19 protein-coding genes, 1 tRNA gene and 1 pseudogene are annotated in these 21,241 nt (G+C 37.3%); 14 read left to right on the top strand and 7 right to left on the bottom strand.

Features of this window, described 5'->3' with window-relative positions:
* Positions 1 to 626, top strand: a 626-nt coding sequence (locus AC1DUW_RS09765; RefSeq protein ID WP_477642425.1) for a GMC family oxidoreductase, incomplete at its 5' end; no start/stop codon positions are given.
* A gap of 131 nt (positions 627 to 757) precedes the next feature.
* On the opposite strand, the pseudogene AC1DUW_RS09760 reads toward AC1DUW_RS09765, so the two are convergent.
* From AC1DUW_RS09760 to AC1DUW_RS09745, 4 genes and pseudogenes are all read right to left on the bottom strand, one after another.
* Positions 758 to 907, bottom strand: a pseudogene (locus AC1DUW_RS09760) (IS5/IS1182 family transposase); the annotation flags it as partial.
* 300 nt (positions 908 to 1,207) lie between these two features.
* Entirely contained in the window at positions 1,208 to 1,555 is a 348-nt protein-coding gene (locus AC1DUW_RS09755) for a DMT family transporter (protein ID WP_053344663.1), read from the bottom strand.
* Positions 1,556 to 1,580: 25 nt separating this feature from the next.
* A complete protein-coding gene (locus AC1DUW_RS09750) occupies positions 1,581 to 1,853 on the bottom strand; it encodes a DMT family transporter (RefSeq protein WP_236694991.1) in 273 nt (90 codons plus the stop codon).
* A 145-nt stretch (positions 1,854 to 1,998) separates the two neighbouring features.
* Complete coding sequence (locus AC1DUW_RS09745; protein WP_477642426.1) at positions 1,999 to 3,750, bottom strand: ABC transporter ATP-binding protein; 1,752 nt, start codon at positions 3,748 to 3,750, stop codon at positions 1,999 to 2,001.
* A 492-nt stretch (positions 3,751 to 4,242) separates the two neighbouring features.
* On the opposite strand from AC1DUW_RS09745, the gene AC1DUW_RS09740 reads away from it, so the two are divergent.
* From AC1DUW_RS09740 to AC1DUW_RS09725, 4 genes are all read left to right on the top strand, one after another.
* A complete protein-coding gene (locus AC1DUW_RS09740) occupies positions 4,243 to 5,271 on the top strand; it encodes an NADP-dependent oxidoreductase (RefSeq protein WP_053344666.1) in 1,029 nt (342 codons plus the stop codon).
* Between the two features lie 285 nt (positions 5,272 to 5,556).
* A complete protein-coding gene (locus AC1DUW_RS09735; protein WP_053344667.1) occupies positions 5,557 to 7,509 on the top strand; it encodes an FUSC family protein in 1,953 nt (650 codons plus the stop codon).
* A gap of 154 nt (positions 7,510 to 7,663) precedes the next feature.
* Positions 7,664 to 8,077: a YbjN domain-containing protein gene (locus AC1DUW_RS09730; protein WP_053344668.1), complete on the top strand. Its 414-nt coding sequence runs from the start codon at positions 7,664 to 7,666 to the stop codon at positions 8,075 to 8,077.
* Positions 8,078 to 8,266: 189 nt separating this feature from the next.
* Positions 8,267 to 8,340, top strand: a tRNA-Gly gene (locus AC1DUW_RS09725).
* Positions 8,341 to 8,663: 323 nt separating this feature from the next.
* Here the strand turns inward: AC1DUW_RS09725 and AC1DUW_RS09720 are convergent.
* Complete coding sequence (locus AC1DUW_RS09720; protein WP_477642424.1) at positions 8,664 to 9,332, bottom strand: B3/B4 domain-containing protein; 669 nt, start codon at positions 9,330 to 9,332, stop codon at positions 8,664 to 8,666.
* Between the two features lie 105 nt (positions 9,333 to 9,437).
* Here AC1DUW_RS09720 and queG point away from each other — a divergent pair, with 105 nt between their 5' ends.
* From queG to AC1DUW_RS09680, 8 genes are all read left to right on the top strand, one after another.
* A complete protein-coding gene (queG, locus tag AC1DUW_RS09715) occupies positions 9,438 to 10,577 on the top strand; it encodes a tRNA epoxyqueuosine(34) reductase QueG (RefSeq protein WP_053344670.1) in 1,140 nt (379 codons plus the stop codon).
* A gap of 454 nt (positions 10,578 to 11,031) precedes the next feature.
* Positions 11,032 to 11,889: an amidase domain-containing protein gene (locus AC1DUW_RS09710; protein WP_053344671.1), complete on the top strand. Its 858-nt coding sequence runs from the start codon at positions 11,032 to 11,034 to the stop codon at positions 11,887 to 11,889.
* Positions 11,890 to 11,953: 64 nt separating this feature from the next.
* The gene (gene trmL, locus AC1DUW_RS09705) at positions 11,954 to 12,442 is read left to right on the top strand and encodes a tRNA (uridine(34)/cytosine(34)/5-carboxymethylaminomethyluridine(34)-2'-O)-methyltransferase TrmL (protein WP_053344672.1); all 489 of its coding nucleotides are present in this window, start codon (positions 11,954 to 11,956) and stop codon (positions 12,440 to 12,442) included.
* A 92-nt stretch (positions 12,443 to 12,534) separates the two neighbouring features.
* Positions 12,535 to 13,284 (top strand): oxygen-insensitive NADPH nitroreductase, encoded by a 750-nt coding sequence (gene nfsA / locus AC1DUW_RS09700; RefSeq protein ID WP_477642422.1) that lies wholly within the window; start codon positions 12,535 to 12,537, stop codon positions 13,282 to 13,284.
* Positions 13,285 to 13,610: 326 nt separating this feature from the next.
* On the top strand, positions 13,611 to 14,459 hold the full coding sequence (locus AC1DUW_RS09695; RefSeq protein ID WP_053344673.1) for an ABC transporter ATP-binding protein: 849 nt from the start codon (positions 13,611 to 13,613) through the stop codon (positions 14,457 to 14,459).
* On the top strand, positions 14,410 to 15,330 hold the full coding sequence (locus AC1DUW_RS09690) for an iron-hydroxamate ABC transporter substrate-binding protein (protein WP_053344674.1): 921 nt from the start codon (positions 14,410 to 14,412) through the stop codon (positions 15,328 to 15,330). The genes AC1DUW_RS09695 and AC1DUW_RS09690 overlap by 50 nt, the downstream gene beginning before the upstream one ends.
* Before the next feature lie 75 nt (positions 15,331 to 15,405).
* Positions 15,406 to 16,416: a FecCD family ABC transporter permease gene (locus tag AC1DUW_RS09685; RefSeq protein ID WP_053344675.1), complete on the top strand. Its 1,011-nt coding sequence runs from the start codon at positions 15,406 to 15,408 to the stop codon at positions 16,414 to 16,416.
* Positions 16,413 to 17,420: a FecCD family ABC transporter permease gene (locus tag AC1DUW_RS09680; RefSeq protein WP_053344676.1), complete on the top strand. Its 1,008-nt coding sequence runs from the start codon at positions 16,413 to 16,415 to the stop codon at positions 17,418 to 17,420. The genes AC1DUW_RS09685 and AC1DUW_RS09680 overlap by 4 nt, the downstream gene beginning before the upstream one ends.
* A 117-nt stretch (positions 17,421 to 17,537) precedes the next feature.
* Here the strand turns inward: AC1DUW_RS09680 and AC1DUW_RS09675 are convergent, their stop codons facing one another.
* Together AC1DUW_RS09675 and AC1DUW_RS09670 are read right to left on the bottom strand one after the other, a co-directional pair.
* Positions 17,538 to 18,485: a response regulator gene (locus tag AC1DUW_RS09675; protein ID WP_252431489.1), complete on the bottom strand. Its 948-nt coding sequence runs from the start codon at positions 18,483 to 18,485 to the stop codon at positions 17,538 to 17,540.
* A 4-nt stretch (positions 18,486 to 18,489) separates the two neighbouring features.
* A complete protein-coding gene (locus tag AC1DUW_RS09670; RefSeq protein WP_053347960.1) occupies positions 18,490 to 19,809 on the bottom strand; it encodes a sensor histidine kinase in 1,320 nt (439 codons plus the stop codon).
* 396 nt (positions 19,810 to 20,205) lie between these two features.
* Here AC1DUW_RS09670 and AC1DUW_RS09665 point away from each other — a divergent pair, with 396 nt between their 5' ends.
* Complete coding sequence (locus tag AC1DUW_RS09665; RefSeq protein ID WP_053344678.1) at positions 20,206 to 21,198, top strand: glutaminase; 993 nt, start codon at positions 20,206 to 20,208, stop codon at positions 21,196 to 21,198.
* Positions 21,199 to 21,241 lie beyond the last annotated feature (43 nt).

The following is a 21,241-nucleotide window of genomic DNA, read 5'->3' as shown; positions in this document are numbered from 1 at the left end:
CCCTATTTATTCCTGCTTCGGATATAGCTAGTAATGCGTGGAATCAAGATTTAACCAAGCCTACCAATATCATGAGTTTTGGCATTATAGACCTTAACCCAAGAAGTAAGGGGACAATTATGGCCTCCCATAGCGATCCAGGAGCTCTTCCGTCGTTTTCCTTCAATCCGTTACAGCCAGATACGAATGATCTAGATTTCATGGTGGATCAATATATCAACACTTACAATATTATTAAAGAGGCTAGAAAAAATAACAGCGGCATTCATGAAGTGGTATACCCTCCGGAGCAAATCTTCACTTTAACGGATGAGGCAGAAAAAAGAAAGCAGCTTGGAGATTATGTCAAAGCATCTTATTCGAATTTCTTCCATTATGGCGGGCAATGTAAGATGGCGAAGAAAATTAAAAAAGGAGTTGTCGATGAATTCCTAAATGTCTTTGGTACCAAAAATCTTAAAGTCGCTGATCTTTCTGTCGCTCCTATTTTACCAGACGGTAACACTTCAATACCTGCTCAGATGATCGGTTTAAATGCTGTAAGATTCATTCAAAATAATCCTCACCCTATCGTAGTTGATGATGATGAATTTGAGGATTTCGAAGAAAGTGAATCAGACGAGTAAAACCAGGGAATAAATTTTGGATTATAGACTCTAAGAGAGGTTTACATTTTATTTAAGTAGAAAATAACACCTTCTTCTTCAACTAACTGGTGCGTTAGCTTTATAAAAAGGCCGCCTTTTTGACGGCCTATCTCAGAATACATCTCTTTCACCARGTMATAAATGAAAGTRAAGTCAATGGCCCCCTCAATTTTACGAACCAAATGGTTCGCTGGCACCAGTTGATCCAAAGTAATCATTTCAAGTTGATCTCGCTGAATAGAATTATGTTTCGAAAGCATCGTCATCMCCTCAAGTTTTAATACKYYTATMTTAAAACAAAAAAGACTGTAGGCAAAAGTGTTTATTTCTAATTGTTAAAACAAAGTTGATTGGAACGGAAGGTGCGAGACTCCTGCGGGAAAAGCGTGTCCAAGGGAGACCCCACAGGCGCAAAGGCGCCGAGGAGGCTCCCTGACCGCCCGCGGAAAGCGAGTGCCTGGAGTGGAAATCAACGTTCGAATTTTTACAACCCCTCAAAAAAAACTGTAGACAAACTCGRTTTTCATCGAGTTTGTCTACAGTCTGAAATCATCAAACCTTTAGTTTGATGATTTTTTTACTTGTTCTGAAGTATTAGAAGCATTTAATAAAACTACCCCTCCAATTATTAATACTAAGCCACCTAATGTAATGATGCTAAATGGTTCTCGCCATAACAGTACACCAATTAACGCTGTTATAGCTGTGCCTATTCCTGACCAAATAGCATAAGCTAAACTTAACGGAATTGTTTTAAGACATAATGATAAGCAATAAAATGCTAATCCAAAACCAAGAATAACTCCAATTGAAGGGAATAAATTTGTGAATCCTTCCGACAATTTAAGCATTGTCGTGCCGAATATTTCGCTGATAATTGATATTCCTAAAGCGATATAACCTTTCATACTATTACCTCCGAATCTCTAAAGGTTAATGAGCGCCACCACTTGAGAGTTTCAAAACAACAACTCCACCAATGATTAGGACTAAACCAAGAAATTTTTTCAGATTAAAACGTTCTTTATAAACGATAACACCCACTAATGCGGTTAAAGCTGTGCCTATACCTGACCATATAGCATAAGCCGTACCCAGTGGAATTGTATTAAGAGATAAAGACAAGCAATAAAAGGCTATTCCCATTCCAATTATTACTCCAATGGAAGGGAACAACTTTTTAAATCCGTTTGATACTTTTAACATTGAACTACCAAATACTTCACTAATGATGGCTATTCCCAAAATTACATATGGATTCAAGGTGAACTCCTCCTATTTTGTCATATTTATTAATTGCTGGATTACTTCCTTATTCATTTTGTCATCCTTCTTCTTTCCTTTCGATGAATTAGGCTAGTTCAAGTTTGTTTAACTGCTGTTCAGCAAATTCGCGATATAATGAGTGCGTATTATATAGTTCTTTATGTGTTCCGCTGCCTGTTATTTTCCCTTTTTCTAGGAAGATGATTTGATCTGAATTAATGACAGTCGATAGGCGGTGAGCAATAACTATTGTTGTTCTACCTTGCATTAAATCATTTAACGCCTGTTGAACAACATTTTCCGATTTGCTGTCTAGGCTTGAGGTAGCTTCATCAAGCATTAATATTTTTGGGTTTCTTAAAAATGCACGAGCGATCGCAATTCTTTGTCTTTGACCGCCTGATAATTTCATACCTCGTTCACCAACCTCAGTATCATATCCGTTTGGAAGTTCAGAAATAAACTGATCGGCATACGCCATTTTAGCTACTTGATTTAATTCTTCATCTGTTATATCCCGATCTATTCCATAACAAATATTATCTCTAATTGTACCTGATACAATAGGACTTTCTTGCGAAACATAACCAATCTGGCTTCTCCATGAAAGGAGTGTGAAATCATTTATGGATTTCCCACCTATGGAAATAGAGCCTTGCTGTGGTTTATAGAAACGCTCAAATAATGAGAAAAGAGTCGTTTTTCCGCTGCCACTTGGACCGACAATTGCAGTAACTTTACCTGCTTCAACAGTAAAGCTTATATCTTTAAGTACCTGTTCTCCATTATTATAACTATAGTTTAGATGATCCACGGTGATTGATTGATTTATATTTTGAACTTGCTGCTTCGCGTCTTCTTCCTCTTCTGAATCCAAAATGGAAATTATACGCTCTGTTGCACCCGTAGCTTTTTGGAATTGTGTAAAGAAACCTGCTAATTGAGCCATTGGCATGATAATTTGGAAAAGGTACATAATGAATGCAACTAAAGCTCCAGCTGTCAGAGCTCCTGAAGAAACACGCATTCCCCCATAACCTAAAATTAGGACAAGTAATGCCATCATGACTAAACTCATTAGTGGGCCAATCAAAGCTTGTATTTTTGCTTCTTTTAATCCGAATTGAAATAATTTGGTAATCCCTTTCTTTCCATTTTGATATTCAAATGTTTCTGCATTGGATGCTTTAACTAGACGGATTTCGGTTAGCACCTGTTGGAGAATTGAGGTGAAACTTGCTGTCTCATCCTGCATCCCCTTTGATATTTGATGCATTTTTTTGCCAAGCGGCATTAATATTAAAACAGAGAGTGGGATTGCAATGAGCATCAACAATGTCATTTTCCAATCCAGTACAAATAACACAATCATGGATCCTACAATGGAAATGATTCCTGTAACGAAATTAGATAGGTGTTCCGAAATTAATCCTTTCACTACAGTTGTATCATTTGTCATTCGACTAACTGTTTCTCCTGATTGATGTTCATCAAAATAATTCACGGGTAATACAAGTAATTTTCTCCATAGTTGATCTCGAATACCCGCTACTACAGATTGCCCGATCCGATTTAATAAATAGATGGAAAATCCACTAGCCAATGCTTGAACAATAATTGCAAGAACGAGAAGTGTGATCCGTTCAGTGCTTAGTGAGCTAATTGAAAAATCATTAATAAGATTCTTTGTGAATAACGGGACTAATAATCCTACACCTGTTGTACTTAAGCTTAATACTAAAGCAATCCCTATCATTAGTTTAGAAGGCTTCGTTTGTTGAACTAATCGAATAAACTGGCGCCATCCTTTTTGCTTTTTTACTTCTGACATATTTATTTACATCCTTTCTTAATCCTTTTTACAAGAGGAAGTATACAAAGAAGTTATGAATTGAATATGAACTTCTAAGTTAATTATTCTATTTAGTGTTTTTTTCGAAATAACTGGTAACATGACTTTGTTTGGCTAGTTAACCTACTAATAAGAGCAAACATAGGGATGCTGTAGCTACAAAATCCGTGCATGAATGATTTGTTAAATAAGTGATACTTCATATTAGATGAAGCCGTTGAACAAATCATAAATCAACTTTAATGTTTACCAAAGCCTTTTGTATAAAATATACAGGTGTTTGCCTAATCCAGATGACCTTTATATGAATGAAATAGATAGGACATAATAGATATCATAGGATTTAGATATTTTAGTAAGGGTTACATATAAAATAGTATGGAATAATCAAGTGGGCATAATTTTTGACCAAGGATCTTTAACAGTGATACGCTTACTTTTAGATATTACGTATTCAAAACCAAGGAGGAACGTAAAATGACACAATCCAAACAACAAAAAATCACCCTGGCAAACCGACCAAAAGGAATGCCTTCGAAAGAAGATTTTAACTTTGTGGAGAGTGATGTTCCCACACCAAAAGAAGATCAAATATTAGTACGGACGCTTTATTTATCTGTCGATCCATACATGCGTGGAAGAATGCAAGATACTAAATCATATATAGCTCCATTTGAATTGAATAAGGTCATCACTGGAGGCGTTGTAGCCGAAGTGGTAGAATCCAATTCGAATTCATTCAAACAAGGTGATGTTGTTGTTGGGAATATCGACTGGGCAGAGTATACGGTGGTCAATGAAAAAGAAATCCGAGTGATTGATCCTAAAGTTGCCCCTGTCACAACCCATTTAGGGATTCTCGGGATGACTGGTTTAACAGCTTACTTTGGTTTGCTCGATATCGGAAAACCTCAAGAAGGTGAAACGGTCGTGGTTTCTGGAGCAGCTGGGGCTGTTGGTTCAGTAGTTGGACAAATTGCTAAAATTAAAGGTGCTAAGGTAGTAGGCATTGCTGGCTCAGATGAAAAACTTGAGTATTTAACAAAAGAGCTTGGCTTCGATGGAGCTGTTAATTATAAAAAAGATAGCTTTGCGACAGATTTAAAAAACGCTGTTCCTAACGGAGTCGATGTTTATTTCGATAATGTTGGCGGTGAGGTAACGGATGCTGTTTTCACACTTTTAAATACAAATGCTCGTATTCCATTATGCGGAGCGATTTCCTCTTATAATGCAGAAGGAAAAGATTTAGGGCCGCGTCTGCAATCGGCGATGATCAAAACGAGTGCACTTATGAAAGGTTTCACAGTTGGTAATTATGCCGAAAGATTCCAAGAAGGTGCGACAGATTTAGGGGAATGGCTACAGCAAGGAAAATTGAAGTATGAAGAAACCATTATTGAAGGGTTTGAAAATACCCCTGATGCATTTCTAGGATTATTTAAAGGAACGAATCTGGGTAAACAACTTGTAAAAGTTGCAGAACCTAAATACGCTACGCTCTAAGCATGGGAACCTAGTAGAGGGTAACATTGCTGTGACATAGTCTTTAAAACAGTATTGAAAAAAGAGTATATAATAAGCGGCCTTTTTTCGATATTCAATCGGGGGAAGGCCGTTTCCCTTTTCCTAGATACGAGAAAGATTAACGTATATTCCTCTTCCTTAAGGTATCTTTTGTTGTTAATGAAGGATATTAAAAGAAGCTCTAGATTAAGCCATCAAGATAACGGTTGAATAGCGTCAAAAGAGAAGATAGGGAGCGAATTATTTATTGAAAGGAAAAGTGAAATGGGCAAAAATAAACAAAGAGTATCTTCAAAGTCTCCGAAATTAGAAGCGATACATACGACATTTAAACAGGCTTTTGAAATAAAAAAGAATCCATTTCCGTGGATAAAGGCATTGAGTGCAGGAATTGCTGCTGCATTACCTGTATTCATAGGATTATTATTTGGGAATTTTGAGTACGGTTTACTGGCGGGAATTGGCGGATTCTCTTATTTATACGTGTTTAACCAACCGTATGAGCAAAGAGCTAAAAAGATTTTCTTAGTAATGTGGGGCCTTTCTTTATCTGTTGTCTTAGGAACCCTTTTGGCCCCATATCAGCTAGGGACAGCTATAGTGATGGGGATTATTGGAGCATGTGTGTTTTTCATTTTTGGTGCTTTAAATATCACTGGTCCTTCGGCAATATTTTTCGTTTTGAGTTTTGCGCTTGCTACAGGTATGCCTGTTGATCAATCACTTGCGCCGTTACGTGGAGGGCTTGTTTTATTAGGTGGGGCATTATCTTGGATAATCTGTATGTTAGGCTGGTTTTACAATCCCCATGGACCTGAAACTAATGCAGTGGAAAAAGTGTATAGAGAGTTGGCGGTATTCTTTGATTCAATAGGGACGGAGAAGTTTAATACAGCAAGACACAGAACGGTACTAGCAATGAAGCAAGCAGAAAATACGCTTTTAGCCGGGTATTCAGCCAAGAGAAGTACAGATATATTTAAGCGGTTGTTTCTTTTAAATGAACATGCGAACACGATATTCTTGAGAGTTCTTGAAATTTCTTTGAACAATAAGATCGTACTTCCTCCTGAATTAGGGAAATCCATTCAGGCACTAGCTGACTCTATTGGATCTAAAACGCAAAATAAATCAAAGATTCTTCAGCCAGAGCAGGTTGATAAAGAAGTAGAAGATTTATTCATAAAAATCTATAATGCAGATGCCATCATGAATGAACCGGTTCAAAAAATTCATCAAGAAGTCTTAATCTCAAAGCCTTCTCTAAAAACCATATTTCTGGGGGCATTTGATAAAAACTCCATAGTCTTTCTCACTTCTATACGATATGGGACAATCCTTACTATCGCCGCTATCATCGCCTATTCAGCCGGTTTTAATCGCTCGTATTGGGTGCCCTTATCCTGTGCTGCAGTAATGTCCGGTGCTACCATTATCGCCACATTTCATCGTGCTGTTCAAAGGACTTTCGGGACAATCATTGGGCTCCTATTAGCAAGTTTGATTCTTGCATCTGTTCATAACGAGTTTATTATTGTGCTAATCATCTTGTGTTTGACTTTCATTACAGAGCTTTTTATCGTTCGGAATTATGGGTTAGCTGCGATGTTCTTTACACCTTCAGCTTTAATCATGGCAGAATATTCAACTCAAAGTTACGACTTCAGTTTCTTTGCAACAGTAAGGATAACTGATATCGTTGTAGGGAGTATTATAGGCCTTGCTGGGTCATTGTTAGTCGGAAGTCGATCAGCGTCCAGTCTTCTGAGTCATTTTATCGCGAAAACGATTCGAAGTCAGGGCCAATTTTTATTAATGGCGTTCTCTGAAAATAATAGGACCCTTACATTTGATGAGAGCAGTGAACGAAGCAAAATGCAAACCAATATGGTCAATCTATTAACAGTATACAATACATCTCTAGGTGAGATATTCAAAAACAAGGCCAGATTAGAGTCTCTATGGCCCGTAATATTCTCAATAGAACAATTGGGGTATTATCTAAATGCCAGCTTGAAATACTCTGAACGTCCAGTTCTTTCAGAGAAGGATCTCGCTCAATTGCTTTATGTTTTTGAAACCATGGCAATAGCTGCAGATAAAGATCAATCTTCAACAAATAAAACCGTACCAGAAATTGAAGGGTTTTCAAAAATTCGTCACGAGATTTTGGACCTCCAAGAAGCCCTTCAGTTTAGGGGAGAAGTTTCAAGCTAACCTTAGAGCTTTGTTTTAAGGGAGTTCTTATTATTGGCTCCCTCAATTCAACTGAATGAATGTACTAGCTGAAAATAGAGGGTTTATTGAAAAAGTCTGTAAAAATGCCAATTTTCAGTATAAAATGTAAATACATACAGAAAGGTGATGGATCATGTCAAACGTTGCTAAATTTCGAGATTTTTTAACGCGCGAGAAAATCTATATGAATGAGGTGAAAGAAGATGACACCACCTTTTTTAGAGCAGAGCAAAAGTTAAAGGATGGCTGGAAGGTTCTTTTAGTTTTTGCTTTCAACCAAAATGAAAATGTGGCGGATTTATTTTGCTTTAATGTTGCCGAGTTGAAGAATCCTGATAAAAGGCGGGATGTACATACACTGTTAAATGAATATAATGCTAATTTTAGATATTCAAAGTTGTATGAAGAAAAAGGGACTATTTCAATTCGTTATTCTTATTCCCTTGAGGGAGAATTTTTACCAGATCTAGCTTTCAGGAAGTTAATCATGTTACTTGAAACAGCGGAGCAGGTATACCCGTCGTTAATGGAAGTCATCTGGTCTTAACAGTGGAGATGTAGGGAAAGTTCTCTGTTATTAGAGAACTTTTTAACATCTTTAATAGAGTGATGAATATACTATTATTACATTCATTAAATTTTTATTTTTTTTTAAAAAATAACTATTGCATTTATTTAATATAAACTATATAATTAATTTTGTTGATAGCGATTCGACAAATTTCTACAAGAATACGCGGGTGTAGTTTAGTGGTAAAACCTCAGCCTTCCAAGCTGATGATGAGGGTTCGATTCCCTTCACCCGCTCCAATACATACTCATAACGCAGGGTTTCGTTACCTGGAGAACGAAGCTTTGCGTTTAAATATTTTATAATGAGAATTCTACTGTTTACAGTAGGGTTTTTTTATTGTCTAGATTTGTATGTACCTATGATTTAAGGAAGTAGTATGAGATGAGGCTGATCATGGGTGACTAAGAAACTAGTTGATATGATGTCAGGAAGCGTATCAAGTGAATCCAAAACTGGGGAATGTGTTTGTAATAGAAGAAAAAACATTCACAGGTTGATATCCTATCCTATAAAAGACCCCTTCCGATTTTGGAGGGGGTTTAGTTCTGCTCGATTGTTATTATACTTCTAAAATGGAATAAGTTCCTTCTCCACCGTGGATTTCGAGGAACATTTTCATTAAGGACTCTGTTAGCTGATGGGCTTCTTTGATTGGAGTCTTTGGTTGTAAATAGATGATTTGGATTGCCTTTTTCGTTTCTTCCGTGACCTTTGTTCGTTCTGAATCAACGTAGGGGCTTCCAAATGCTCCATCACGATCGGCAGAAGTAATCATGTTTTCCATTGAATTCAAGCGGCCATTCAAGCCGTTATACTCGTCTGTACTCTCGCCAATTTTAATCGAGATATCTCCTGTTAATTTATCCRCATCATATATGCCAATAGGCACTTCATATAAAAGGGAGAAGAAGTTATTCAGGTCGATAGCGGAATGAATAGATGTTAAGTAATTTTGTTTTTTAACACGACGGTATAGAGCTTCCACGGAAGGACGGTAGCGTGACGGATTCGTTCCGGTCGTTTTGAAAATCTTTCGCCACTCTTTGATACCCGGGAAATCGGTTAATTCTTTTTCATCTAGATCGAAGAAAAGAGCTTCTTGAAATAACTGCAGTCTTCCTTTGACCATTTGCGGGGAGGGGCCAACTTCGATGTTTTCATATGTAATGATCCCAACTTTGAAATCAGGGATTTTACTGCTAAGATTAGCGGAAATGTTAATTTCCAAGCGTTACACCTCCAAAAATGATTGCAATTAGTTTATCATAGATAGCAATGGTTTGAAATGAATACAAGCTTCGATGGGAATAATGAATGAACGAAGGTGATAAATATGGATATGAATTCACTTAAGCAAGAAGTGATTATATATAGTAAAGAGATTGGCATTGATAAAATTGGGTTTACATCAGCCTCTAATTTCACGGAATTGAAAAGTCGACTGATCCGTCAGCAGGAACTAGATTATCAGTCAGGATTTGAAGAACCGGATATTGAAAAAAGGGTCAGGCCGGAATTGATTTTTGATAAACCGCAATCCATTATTTCGATTGCACTGGCCTATCCTTCTAAATTGAAGAATGCACCGCAAAGCACAAAAAGTGAGCGACGTGGGATTTTTTGCCGGGCCTCTTGGGGAACGGATTATCATACGGTTCTTCGTAATAAATTGCAGTTACTTGAGGATTTTATTAAAGATAAAGTGCCAGGAGCAATGGCAAAGTCTATGGTGGATACTGGTGAATTATCGGATCGTGCTGTTGCTGAGCGTGCAGGAATAGGCTGGAGTGCTAAAAATAGTATGATTATTACTCCTGAATTTGGTTCTTATGTATATTTAGGTGACATGATTACAAACTTGCCATTTATACCGGATCAACCGATGGAAGATCAATGCGGGACTTGCAATAAATGTGTGGATGTTTGTCCAACAGGTGCACTTGTGCAGGGTGGCCAGCTGAATTCTAAGCGCTGTATTGCTTTTTTAACGCAGACAAAAGGATTTCTCCCTGATGAATTCAGGACGAAAATAGGCAATCGTTTGTACGGATGTGATACGTGCCAGACTGTTTGTCCGAAAAACAAAGGAATGGATTTTCACTTTCATGAAGAGATGGAGCCTGACCCTGAGGTTGCGAAGCCTTTGTTGAAGCCTCTGCTTACGATCTCAAATCGGGATTTCAAAGAAACATACGGCTATGTATCTGGTTCGTGGCGAGGCAAAAAGCCAATCCAGCGAAATGCCATTTTAGCATTAGCCCACTTTAAAGATGAAACGTCACTACCCGAATTGATTCAGATCATGAAGGAAGATCCGCGTCCTGTATTACGGGGAACCGCGGCCTGGGCGATTGGGAAAATTGGACGGAAACAAGTAGTTTCTATTTTAGAGGAAGCTTTAATGAACGAAACCGATGAAGAGGTTCGTGCAGAAATTGAAAAAGGACTGCAGTTTACCTTGGAGCATCAATAATATTAAATATATCAGATATAGCCACCTCGTAAGAAATTTAACGGGGTGGCTTTTTTTATTTTTTGTAAAAATGTGAGGATGAGGGTTTAGTAGGTAGGTAAAAAAGAGTCCTCGATATGCCTGGACTAACTTTCTGTTTGCCGGCTAATTTTTTATATAGGGCGGGAGAGGTTCAAAACCTTTCAACCGGAATACAGGGGGAGTAGATTTTGTATTCTGCTATGATGATGGGCTAATAATACCTTTTATTTTTCAGATATTTTATTTAATCAAGTGGATACCTTTGCTCGTGATGTTCGAAGCGTTTCTGCTGGTTTCTTTTGTTAGTAAGAGTTTATTTCGAGGAAATGAACAAAAACAGGCAATTAATATATTCTTCTTTAATGAAGTTGTGTTTTTGTCCATGCCCTCATACATACACATTAGCATAGATGGTATGAAGGGGGGCATAATTTTGAGGGAACAATTGAAACAGCTTTTGCAAGAAAGAGTGGAGTGTTATACTTCCGATACTCAAGAACGTGATGAAAGAAAATTGTATCTGAAAAAGGAGTTAATGCGGAACCGCTCTACGGAAATTGTACGGGTAAATGCTGCAGGAAAGGTTCACTCAAAGAGAAAGGAAGAAAAGGATACGGTATTGACCTATAAAGTACATCTACAATATTTATTGAAGCAGGAAGATTCTTTTTATATAGAAGAGGAAATGGAAGAAAGGGAGGCGAGGTTTAGAGATGGATATTTAATAGATGAACGTGACCTTGTACCAAGCTTTGAACCAGAAGAGGTTCCTCCAAAATGGGAAGAAGGTTCGGAGCGGCTTTCTTATAAGTATGACAGGATGAAGGCTGTTCAGTATGCCGAGCGGTGGTGGAATGAATTTAATCCTGCTTACCACAAGTTCACTGATGATTGCACGAATTTCATTTCACAATGTTTGCATACAGGAGGAATCCCAATGTGGGGGGCGCCAAACAAAAATAAGGGCTGGTGGATAAGAGGGAAAAGCTGGAGCTATACCTGGACGACTGCACACTCCTTATATAATCTGCTCGCTAGCGGAAAGGGAATCCAGACAAAACGTTTAGAAACAGCTGAGGAGATGGATATAGGCGATATCATGTGTATTGACTTCGAAGGAAACGGACGCTTTGATCATAACTTGATTGTAACGGCGAAGGATCAGAACGGGATGCCGCTTGTGAATGCCCATACGATGAACAGTCGCCATCGATACTGGACGTACGAGGATTCGAGCAGATATACACCGAATATCGTTTATAAATTTTTCTCGATTTTGGATGGAGTGTGATTGGTTTTTAGTCTGTTTGTTTAATGCTATAATTAGATGAAGTTTAAACTAGAGGTGAAATGAAGTGGCAATACATGTAGTTTTATATCAACCACAGATTCCAGCAAATACAGGTAATATCGCAAGAACGTGTGCAGGAACAGACACGTCCCTGCACCTTATTCGTCCGCTCGGTTTTTCAACAGATGACAAACAGCTTAAGAGGGCCGGTCTCGATTATTGGGAGAATGTTAAAATTCATTATTATGATTCATTGGAAGAGTTTTATGAGAAGAATGCCGGCGGTGAATTTTATTACTTAACGAAATTTGGAGAGCAGCCGCATACAACCTTCGATTATAGTGATCAGGACAGTGAGATTTATTTCATGTTCGGTCGTGAAACGACGGGCCTTCCGAAAGACCTGATTCATGAAAATTTAGACCGTTGTCTGCGAATCCCGATGACGGATAAAGTTCGTTCTCTAAACCTGTCAAATACAGCAGCGATCTTAATTTATGAGGCCTTAAGGCAGCAAAATTATCGTGATTTGGATTTGAAAACAAAAGGTTGATGGATTAATGCTTTTGTTACCATACTATCAGTGGGGGATATAGCCCCCCCTGGTGGATGTTTTACCTACATACTTTTTTAGGGGTGGAAGCTTTGAATAATATTATTGAGAAGATTTTAGATCACCGTTCCATTCGTTCTTTCGAGGACAAGCTATTGTCGGAAGAGCAAATTCAAACGATTGTTGAATGTGCTCAGGCTGCATCAACTTCAAGTTATATTCAAGCGTATTCAATCATTGGGGTAACCGATCCAGAAAAGAAAGCCAAGCTAGCGGAACTTGCCGGACCACAATCTTATGTAGAGAACAATGGGCACCTATTCGTTTTCTGCGCTGATTTATATCGACATGATCGGATAGCTGAGATGGAAGATACAGACCTTTCCGATTCGATTGAAAGTACGGAAAAATTCATGGTTGCTTGCATTGACGCAGCTCTTGCAGCTCAAAATGCGGCATTGGCTGCAGAATCAATGGATCTTGGCATTTGCTATATCGGTGGAATCCGTAACAATCTTCCGGAAGTGTCAGAGATTTTGAATATTCCACATCGTGTTATTCCGTTATTCGCCCTTGTAGTCGGCTATCCTAAAAATCGTTCCGATAAAAAGCCACGTCTGCCACAATCTAATATATACCATGAAAATAGCTATCAGACGGATAAGCAGGAGTTTATCGGTCAACTGAAAGAGTATAATGAAACGATTTCTAGTTATTATGAAAGCCGTACAAAAGGCAAACGAAAAGATACCTGGACACAGCAAATGGCTGGTATGCTTGGAAAGAAAAGCCGGATGTATATGAAAGATTATGTGGAAAAGCAAGGATTTAAAAAACATTAAATGATAAAAAAACTTTGTAGGGATATCTGAATTTTTATCCATAAATGGATTATTCTTAAAAGTATGCAATCCATAATTAACCATAAGATGACCTCGGGTATTATCCCCGAGGTCATCTTATTTTTATTTCTAATTGGAATAATCAGGTATCCCTTTCTAGTAATTGGTTTTTTAGAATTGTTCCCCAAACATTCGACATGAATTATTCCTTAAATATCCATTGACAATATATTTATATAGAATTATAGTAATTAAGCAATAGATAATGATAATCATTTTCATTTGAGTTTTTACTTACCTATTTTTCAGTAAATGGAGGTTTAATAATGGTTCGCCTATATACAGAGAATTTAAATATTGGCTATGGTGAACGTTTAATTGTAAAAGATCTCAGTGTGGAAATTCCAGATAAAAAAATTACAACAATTATCGGATCAAATGGTTGTGGGAAATCTACACTGTTGAAAGCAATCACTCGCATTATTCCCAATCAATCTGGGTCAGTCGTTTTAGATGGAGTAAATATCTCAAAAGAAAGCACAAAGATACTCGCTAGAAAGATGGCGATTCTTCCGCAAACACCAGAAAGTGCAAGTGGATTAACAGTCGGCGAACTCGTATCTTATGGTCGCTTTCCTTATCAAAAAGGCTTCGGACGCTTGACCAAAAAAGATTATGAAGTGATCGACTGGGCACTTGAAGTAACAGGAACAAAAGACTTTAAGTTCCGGCCTGTAGATGCACTATCAGGAGGTCAACGCCAGCGCGTTTGGATTGCAATGGCCCTTGCACAAGAAACAGAAATCATCTTCCTTGATGAGCCGACCACCTATTTGGACATGGCACATCAACTAGAGGTTTTGGAGCTTTTACAGAAGCTGAATGTAGAACAGGGACGTACGATTGTCATGGTCCTTCATGATTTAAACCAAGCTGCTCGCTTTGCGGACTATATCATCGCCTTAAAAGACGGGGAAGTAGTGAAAGCAGGAGATTGTGAAGAAGTCATCACTCATGATGTACTTAAGGAAGTATTCCATATTGATGCGGTAATCGGACGAGATCAACGAACAAACAAACCAATGTGCAGCACATACAATTTATTAAAAGGAGAAATGACAACAAATGAAAAAGATAATGATCCCGTTTATACTGCTGTTAGTGCTAATTATTAGTGCTTGTGGTAACGAGTCGACAGAAAAAGAAAAAAGCTCCACTTCGAAAAAAGAGAAATCGGGTACCATCACATACCAATCCGAGAATGGCCCTGTTGAAGTCCCTGCAGATCCAAAGCGTGTTGTAGTACTATCTACTTTCGCAGGTAACGTCATGTCATTGGATGTTAACCTCGTAGGGGTCGATTCCTGGTCAAAAATGAACCCGAATTTTAAAGAATTAAAAGATGTCGAAGAAGTAACTGACGAAAACTTGGAAAAAATCATCGAATTAAATCCGGATTTAATTATTGGATTATCAACGATTAAAAATGTTGATAAATTAAAGGAAATTGCTCCAACCGTAACGTATACATACGGAAAAGTTGATTATTTAACACAGCACATAGAAATTGGTAAACTTTTGAATAAAGAAAAAGAAGCTCAAGCATGGGTGGATGATTTTAAAAAACGTGCAAAAACCACTGGCGAAGATATTAAAGCTAAAATCGGTGAGGATGCTACAGTTTCTGTATTCGAAAAATTTGACAAACAGTTTTATGTATTCGGCGATAACTGGGGCCGTGGAACGGAAATCCTTTATCAAGAAATGAAATTGGCTATGCCTGAAAAAGTAAAAGAAGTGGCATTGAAAGATGGTTACTTTGCTTTATCATTAGAAGTTCTGTCAGACTATGCTGGTGATTATGTGATTTTAAGTAATAATAAAGATGAGGACAATTCATTCCAACAAACAGATACGTATAAAAACATTCCTGCTGTTAAAAACAATCAACTATTTGAAGCTAATGCGAAAGAATTCTACTTCAATGATCCAATAACATTAGATTATCAATTAGACTTCTTTTCTAAAAGTTTTCTTGGAAAATAATACAGCGAGGGAGAGGGATTCTTAAATAAAGAATTCCTCTCCTTTTATTCTATAAAAAAGAGATGAGAGAGACAGATGACTAATGAAAATCAACGTTTCATCCCATTTATATTTAAATTGATTATAGGGATTGCTGCATTTATCAGCATGTTTATTATTTCGATGGTATTTGGTGCGGCAGATGCTACCGTTAAAGATGTATGGTTAGCACTGACATCCAATGCTACAGGTGATAAGATTTCCATCATTCGGGAAATCCGGCTCCCTCGTGAAGTTGCTGCAATATTTGTTGGTGCGGCACTTGCTGTTTCTGGTGCCATCATGCAGGGAATGACAAGAAATCCACTTGCTGATCCAGGATTGCTTGGATTAACGGCAGGCGCCAATGCGGCTCTCGCAATTACTCTGGCATTTATCCCTTCAGCTAATAACTTAGGCATTATGAGCGCGTGTTTTATTGGTTCTGCTGTCGGAGCAATTATGGTCTTCGGTATCGGTGCGATGAAAAAGGGAGGATTTTCTCCATTAAGGATTGTTTTAGCTGGTGCTGCAGTTTCTGCATTCCTATTTGCCGTTTCAGAAGGGGTCGGTATTTATTTCAAAGTATCAAAAGATGTATCTATGTGGACGGCAGGGGGAAATATCGGAACATCATGGAGTCAACTTCAAGTAATCGTTCCGTTTATTTTAATAGGTATCCTGATCTCCTTTATCTTTTCTAGACAGCTCACTATACTCAGCTTAAGTGAAGAAGTTGCTGTAGGATTAGGTCAAAAGACAACACAAATAAAAGCGATTCTCTTCGTTGTCATTATTCTCCTTGCTGGGGCTTCCGTTGCGCTTGTAGGAAATATGGTATTCATCGGTTTGATGGTTCCCCATATGGTTCGAGCTATTGTTGGTACGGATTATCGTTTTATTCTACCTATGTCCGCAATTTTGGGGGCCACTTTCATGCTTCTTGCCGATACACTCGGCCGTACAATTAATTCTCCATATGAAACACCTGTGATAGCGGTTGTTGCGATGATAGGTTTACCTTTCTTCCTGCTAATCGTGCGTAAAGGAGGTAAAGCATTTTCATGATCCAGTCAGCTTTAATCAAAAAACAGCGATGGATACTAGGTGCATTATTCGCACTTATTATCATTACAATCATTATTGGGACCAGTTTGGGGTACTCTAATTTATCTTATGACCGACTGATTCCAACGCTTTTCGGGCAAGGGACGTTTAAAGAGGAATTCATTTTATTTTCCGTCCGATTACCAAGAATTATCATTACCCTTTTAGCAGGAATGGCCCTTGCACTATCAGGTGCGATTTTACAAGGAATAACACGTAATGACTTAGCTGATCCAGGTATTATCGGTATTAACTCTGGAGCTGGTGTTGCGATTGCGGTTTTCTTTTTGTTTTTCCCAATTGACACAGGTTCATTTGTTTATATGATTCCACTTGTCGCTTTTATCGGCGCGTTACTGACGGCATGCTTAATATATGTACTCTCATATAAAAGAAGGGTCGGTCTTGAACCTGTAAGGTTAGTGTTAATTGGTGTGGGGTTTTCAATGGCACTTTCCGGTATGACGATTGTACTCATTTCATCAGCCGAAAGATCAAAAGTTGATTTCATCTCGAAATGGTTAGCAGGGAATATTTGGGGTGCGGATTGGCCTTTCATATGGGCAATACTTCCATGGCTGGTTATACTCATTCCATTTACATTATATAAAGCAAATCGATTGAATCTTCTTGGATTAAGCGAACCTGTTGCAATCGGTGTGGGTGTATCGATTGAAAAGGAACGGATTGTCTTACTTATAACAGCTGTTGCCCTAGCCGCTGCTGCCGTTTCAGTTACAGGTGGAATTGCATTTATTGGACTTATGGCCCCACATATAGCAAAATCTTTAGTGGGACCTCGAAATCAATTATTTATTCCGGTTGCCATATTAATTGGTGGATGGCTACTATTGCTTGCCGATACAATCGGTCGTAATATAGTTGAACCCGAGGGTATTCCAGCAGGTATTATGGTCGCGTTGATCGGTGCACCTTATTTCATGTATTTGTTATTAAAAAAATAAGAATGATGTGTACAGACCCATGATTGTTGAAAGAATCCCTTGAAATATTTATTTCAGGGGTTTTTTTGCTTTGTGGAATTTAACAAATTTCCGTAGCAATCTTGTTTTTATTTATGATTATCTATATCTAATAATCTCCTCTGAATTTAAGCGCTTCGCTTCGAAAAAGAATACTTGAATAAACTTTTTTGTATTTACTCGGGTAGGAGTAAGAACTATTGTTGAATCATTTTGCAATTCTTTCATTTTTTGGCGAACGACTGTGAAATCAAAAAATTTAGAAGCATAATTTTCAAACTTTGGATTTGAAAAATCTGTTAAACCTAGCGAAGAAAAATGAATTAACGAATGATTAATCGCCCTACGTATCCGCTGTTCGGTAGCTTTTATTTCCCGATTAATATCAGCCTGTACAGCTGATGGTCCGAGCTTTTTTTTTGTAATTTCTACAAAAATATCTTTAAGAGTAGGGAAATGCTGTTCAAAAGTATAAGTACGTTCATACATGAATAAATATTGAAGCATTTCAATGAAATCTTTAGATCCATTTTCTCCCACAATTCCTAATTCCGATAAAAGAAATTCGCCCACTGCTATTATACTTTTTTCATTTAAAATATTTGATTTATCCACTTTTGGCTGTTCAAAATGCAATACACTATTTAATGAGGATTGGATATTAGTGATCGATCTTTCTAAATAAATACGTTCCATTACTTTTCGAATAACTGTTAATATTTCAATACGATTAATTGGTTTAGTAATATAATAATCGATTCCGAGAGAGTATGCCTCACCAATAAGTTCTTTTGATTCAACTTGCGAAATCATTATGATTTTCCCATTAAATGTATCTTTTATATGACGAAGTGTCTCAATGCCATCGCGGATAGGCATTAATAAATCAATAAATAGTATATCAATTTGTTTTAAATTCAAAATATGTCCTTCTAATAGACTGCCATCTTCCGCTTCCTCCACCACTTCTCCTAAATCTTCGTTCTCAATAATTTGGCTTAAGATTGAACGTATCGCGCAATCATCATCTGTTATAAAAAAACGCATGAAATCACCCTTTCTGAATCAACTTATGAATTGGTAACTTTATTGAAAAAACGACGCCGTTAAGCTTATTCTCAAACAGGATATCTCCCCCAAGTTCTTTCACCACTTCTTTTACATATGAGAGTCCAATCCCTGTTGAAGGTGTCCCAAAATGATCATATTTCGAAGTGAATCCAGGTTTAAAAATCACCTCCTGATATTTTTGAGGGATCCCAGGGCCATTATCAGCAACTTTAAATTCTACATGGTCGCAAAATTCACACAAACTTAATCTAACGATTCCCTTATCAATAATTGCTTCCACTGCATTAGCTACTAAATTATTGATAAGAGATAATACGGTATATACATGATAATGTGAATCGTTGTTTCGATCTAATGAGTATTCAAATTGAATATCTTTTTCTAGTGATAAGGCATATTTTTCATTAATTCGGATAATTAATTGGAAAAGTTCAGCAGCATCCATATAATCTTTAAAACTCTCATTAGAAATCAATTTAGAGAGACCAGCAAAAATTCGTTGATTATCTTTTTTAACTTCATGCATTTCGCCTGCGATGCGTAATGCTTTTTGACTTAATTGCTGTGTGAGAACATGAGGTTGTTTTTCCCGCTTTTCCCGTTCATTTAAATCACGATACAAATCATACGATTGCTTTGTAATATTCTCTGCATTTTTTAATGTTTTTTTTAAATGAATCGTTTCCTCATATAAATTGGAAATGAGCATCAGCATGTGTTCATTTTGTTTTCTGATTTGCTTTTCTCTTGATTGTGCTTCATAAAGTTTCATCATATTAAAAAAGCTTAAAACGATAAAACTGTGGCCGAATGCGATTATAATCATCTCATTTAATGCACCTATCGTAATGGTTGTTTCTAATACAAAATATTGAAAGATTAATTCTACAGAGTCGGATAATATTTCGATAATGAGGCCAATAAATCCAATAATCAATGATCGGTTTTGAAAGCGGTTGATTTTCGCTAAATAAAAAAACAAGGAATAGGTGAAATAAAAGAAAAAACTAGGATAATGGGCTTGAAAAGTGGACGTCCAGTGAAAATTATCGTGCATAAAAAAGTCTATTAAAATACGAAATACCACAACCATTGTTCCTGTCAAGATGCCTGATAAAATGGCAGGTGTTTTCTGTAATAATAGTAAAAAGAAGAAAAGTACCGGCGGACCAAAACTTATTCGAAACGTTTCATTTAAAGGATAAAAACTCAATTCACCTGCTAATGGCACTGTGAACAACATCAGAACAAGAATATAGACCTCTTTTTTCATTAATGTACCGAGATTCAAGTCGATCACCTCCCAATTTGTTAGAAAATTAGTATACAGTTTCATCGGTTTCAATACAACGCTTACTTTGGTTCTTAAAAACGAATATAAAACGGATTTGTACCAAGTATGGCAAAAACAATCTTGTTTATCTATTCACAAAAATTGGTACTGGAACCTGTGAGACAATCACGCTTTTTTTTTTGAAGATTTTATTTTTTGATTTTGTAGGTTTTCGTAAGATTATGTAGTTCCCTCTTTAAAATTAAAAATAGGTTCCCTCTAGAGAAATATTGAAAGCGCTTAACAATATTTATAAGCTTAATTATGTTTTCAACGAATCTATTGTAAGTAGGCTTAATGCGATTCGGTAAAAATGCTTATAAAGAAAATATAATGATACAACAACTAAAGAGGTGGGGAAATATGGTTGAAAAATTAGCGGAAGAGTATAACATTCACGCAAGTAGTCAAAAGAAAGTCTGCTTAGATGAATGGGTAGCAAATTACAGATCCTATGCTACTAAAGGACAAACCGCCAATTATATACCTGCATTGAGAAATACACACTTATCGCAATTAGGTATTTGCATACTAGAGCCAGGTGGAACAATGATAACGTCAGGGGATTGGGAAGTCCCTTTCACGTTGCAAAGTATATCAAAAGTACTTAGTTTTATAGCCGCATGCTTGGGTCGTGGTATTTCTTATGTGTTAGAACGGGTCGATGTGGAACCAACTGGGGATGCTTTTAATTCAATCATTCGTTTAGAAATGCATAAGCCAGGAAAACCGTTTAATCCTATGATAAATGCTGGAGCAATTACTATAGCTTCGCTTCTCCCAGGCGAGTCTTCACAAAAAAAATTAGAATTTCTCTATGAATTAATCGAAAGTTTGTTAGGGAAACGCCCGACAATCAATGAGGAAGTGTTTCAATCTGAGTGGCTAACCTCTCATCGAAATAGAGCTCTAGCTCACTATTTAAAAGAGACGAATTATTTAGAATCGGATGTAGAGGAAGCTTTAGAGGTTTACCTGAAGCAATGTTCCATAGTAGTAACAACAGAAGACATAGCCCTGATTGGACTAATTCTCGCACAAGATGGGTACCACCCTATTCGTCAAGAACAAGTCCTTCCTAAAGAAGTAGCTAAACTGGCCAAAGCGTTAATGCTAACTTGTGGAATGTACAATGCTTCGGGTAAATTTGCGGCTTTTGTTGGGGTGCCAGCTAAAAGTGGAGTATCTGGCGGGATTATGGCACTAGTTCCTCCAAGTGCTAGAAGAGAAATGCCTTTTCAAGATGGATGTGGTATTGGTATATATGGACCAGCTATTGATGAATATGGGAATAGCGTAACAGGTGGTATGTTATTGAAACAAATGGCACAAGAATGGGATCTAAGTATTTTCTAAAAAGCCTAATGGTTAAAGGGGTTCTGGGTGCTAATAATAAAAG

It is taken from the genome of Peribacillus sp. P4_C12, from assembly GCF_056402095.1.
The sequence above is the reverse complement of the archived record's forward strand: the minus strand, read 5'-3'. Positions and strand labels throughout refer to the sequence as shown.

Bases quoted from the DNA above. Each gene is read 5' to 3' on its own strand.
- queG (WP_053344670.1), top strand. From the start codon at position 9,438: ATGGATATGAATTCACTTAAGCAAGAAGTGATTATATATAGTAAAGAG.
- AC1DUW_RS09685 (WP_053344675.1), top strand. From the start codon at position 15,406: ATGACTAATGAAAATCAACGTTTCATCCCATTTATATTTAAATTGATT.
- AC1DUW_RS09665 (WP_053344678.1), top strand. From the start codon at position 20,206: ATGGTTGAAAAATTAGCGGAAGAGTATAACATTCACGCAAGTAGTCAA.
- AC1DUW_RS09695 (WP_053344673.1), top strand. From the start codon at position 13,611: ATGGTTCGCCTATATACAGAGAATTTAAATATTGGCTATGGTGAACGT.
- AC1DUW_RS09750 (WP_236694991.1), bottom strand. From the start codon at position 1,853: ATGTTAAAAGTATCAAACGGATTTAAAAAGTTGTTCCCTTCCATTGGA.
- AC1DUW_RS09690 (WP_053344674.1), top strand. From the start codon at position 14,410: ATGAAAAAGATAATGATCCCGTTTATACTGCTGTTAGTGCTAATTATT.
- AC1DUW_RS09755 (WP_053344663.1), bottom strand. From the start codon at position 1,555: ATGAAAGGTTATATCGCTTTAGGAATATCAATTATCAGCGAAATATTC.
- AC1DUW_RS09735 (WP_053344667.1), top strand. From the start codon at position 5,557: ATGGGCAAAAATAAACAAAGAGTATCTTCAAAGTCTCCGAAATTAGAA.
- AC1DUW_RS09675 (WP_252431489.1), bottom strand. From the start codon at position 18,485: ATGCGTTTTTTTATAACAGATGATGATTGCGCGATACGTTCAATCTTA.
- AC1DUW_RS09680 (WP_053344676.1), top strand. From the start codon at position 16,413: ATGATCCAGTCAGCTTTAATCAAAAAACAGCGATGGATACTAGGTGCA.
- AC1DUW_RS09730 (WP_053344668.1), top strand. From the start codon at position 7,664: ATGTCAAACGTTGCTAAATTTCGAGATTTTTTAACGCGCGAGAAAATC.
- AC1DUW_RS09740 (WP_053344666.1), top strand. From the start codon at position 4,243: ATGACACAATCCAAACAACAAAAAATCACCCTGGCAAACCGACCAAAA.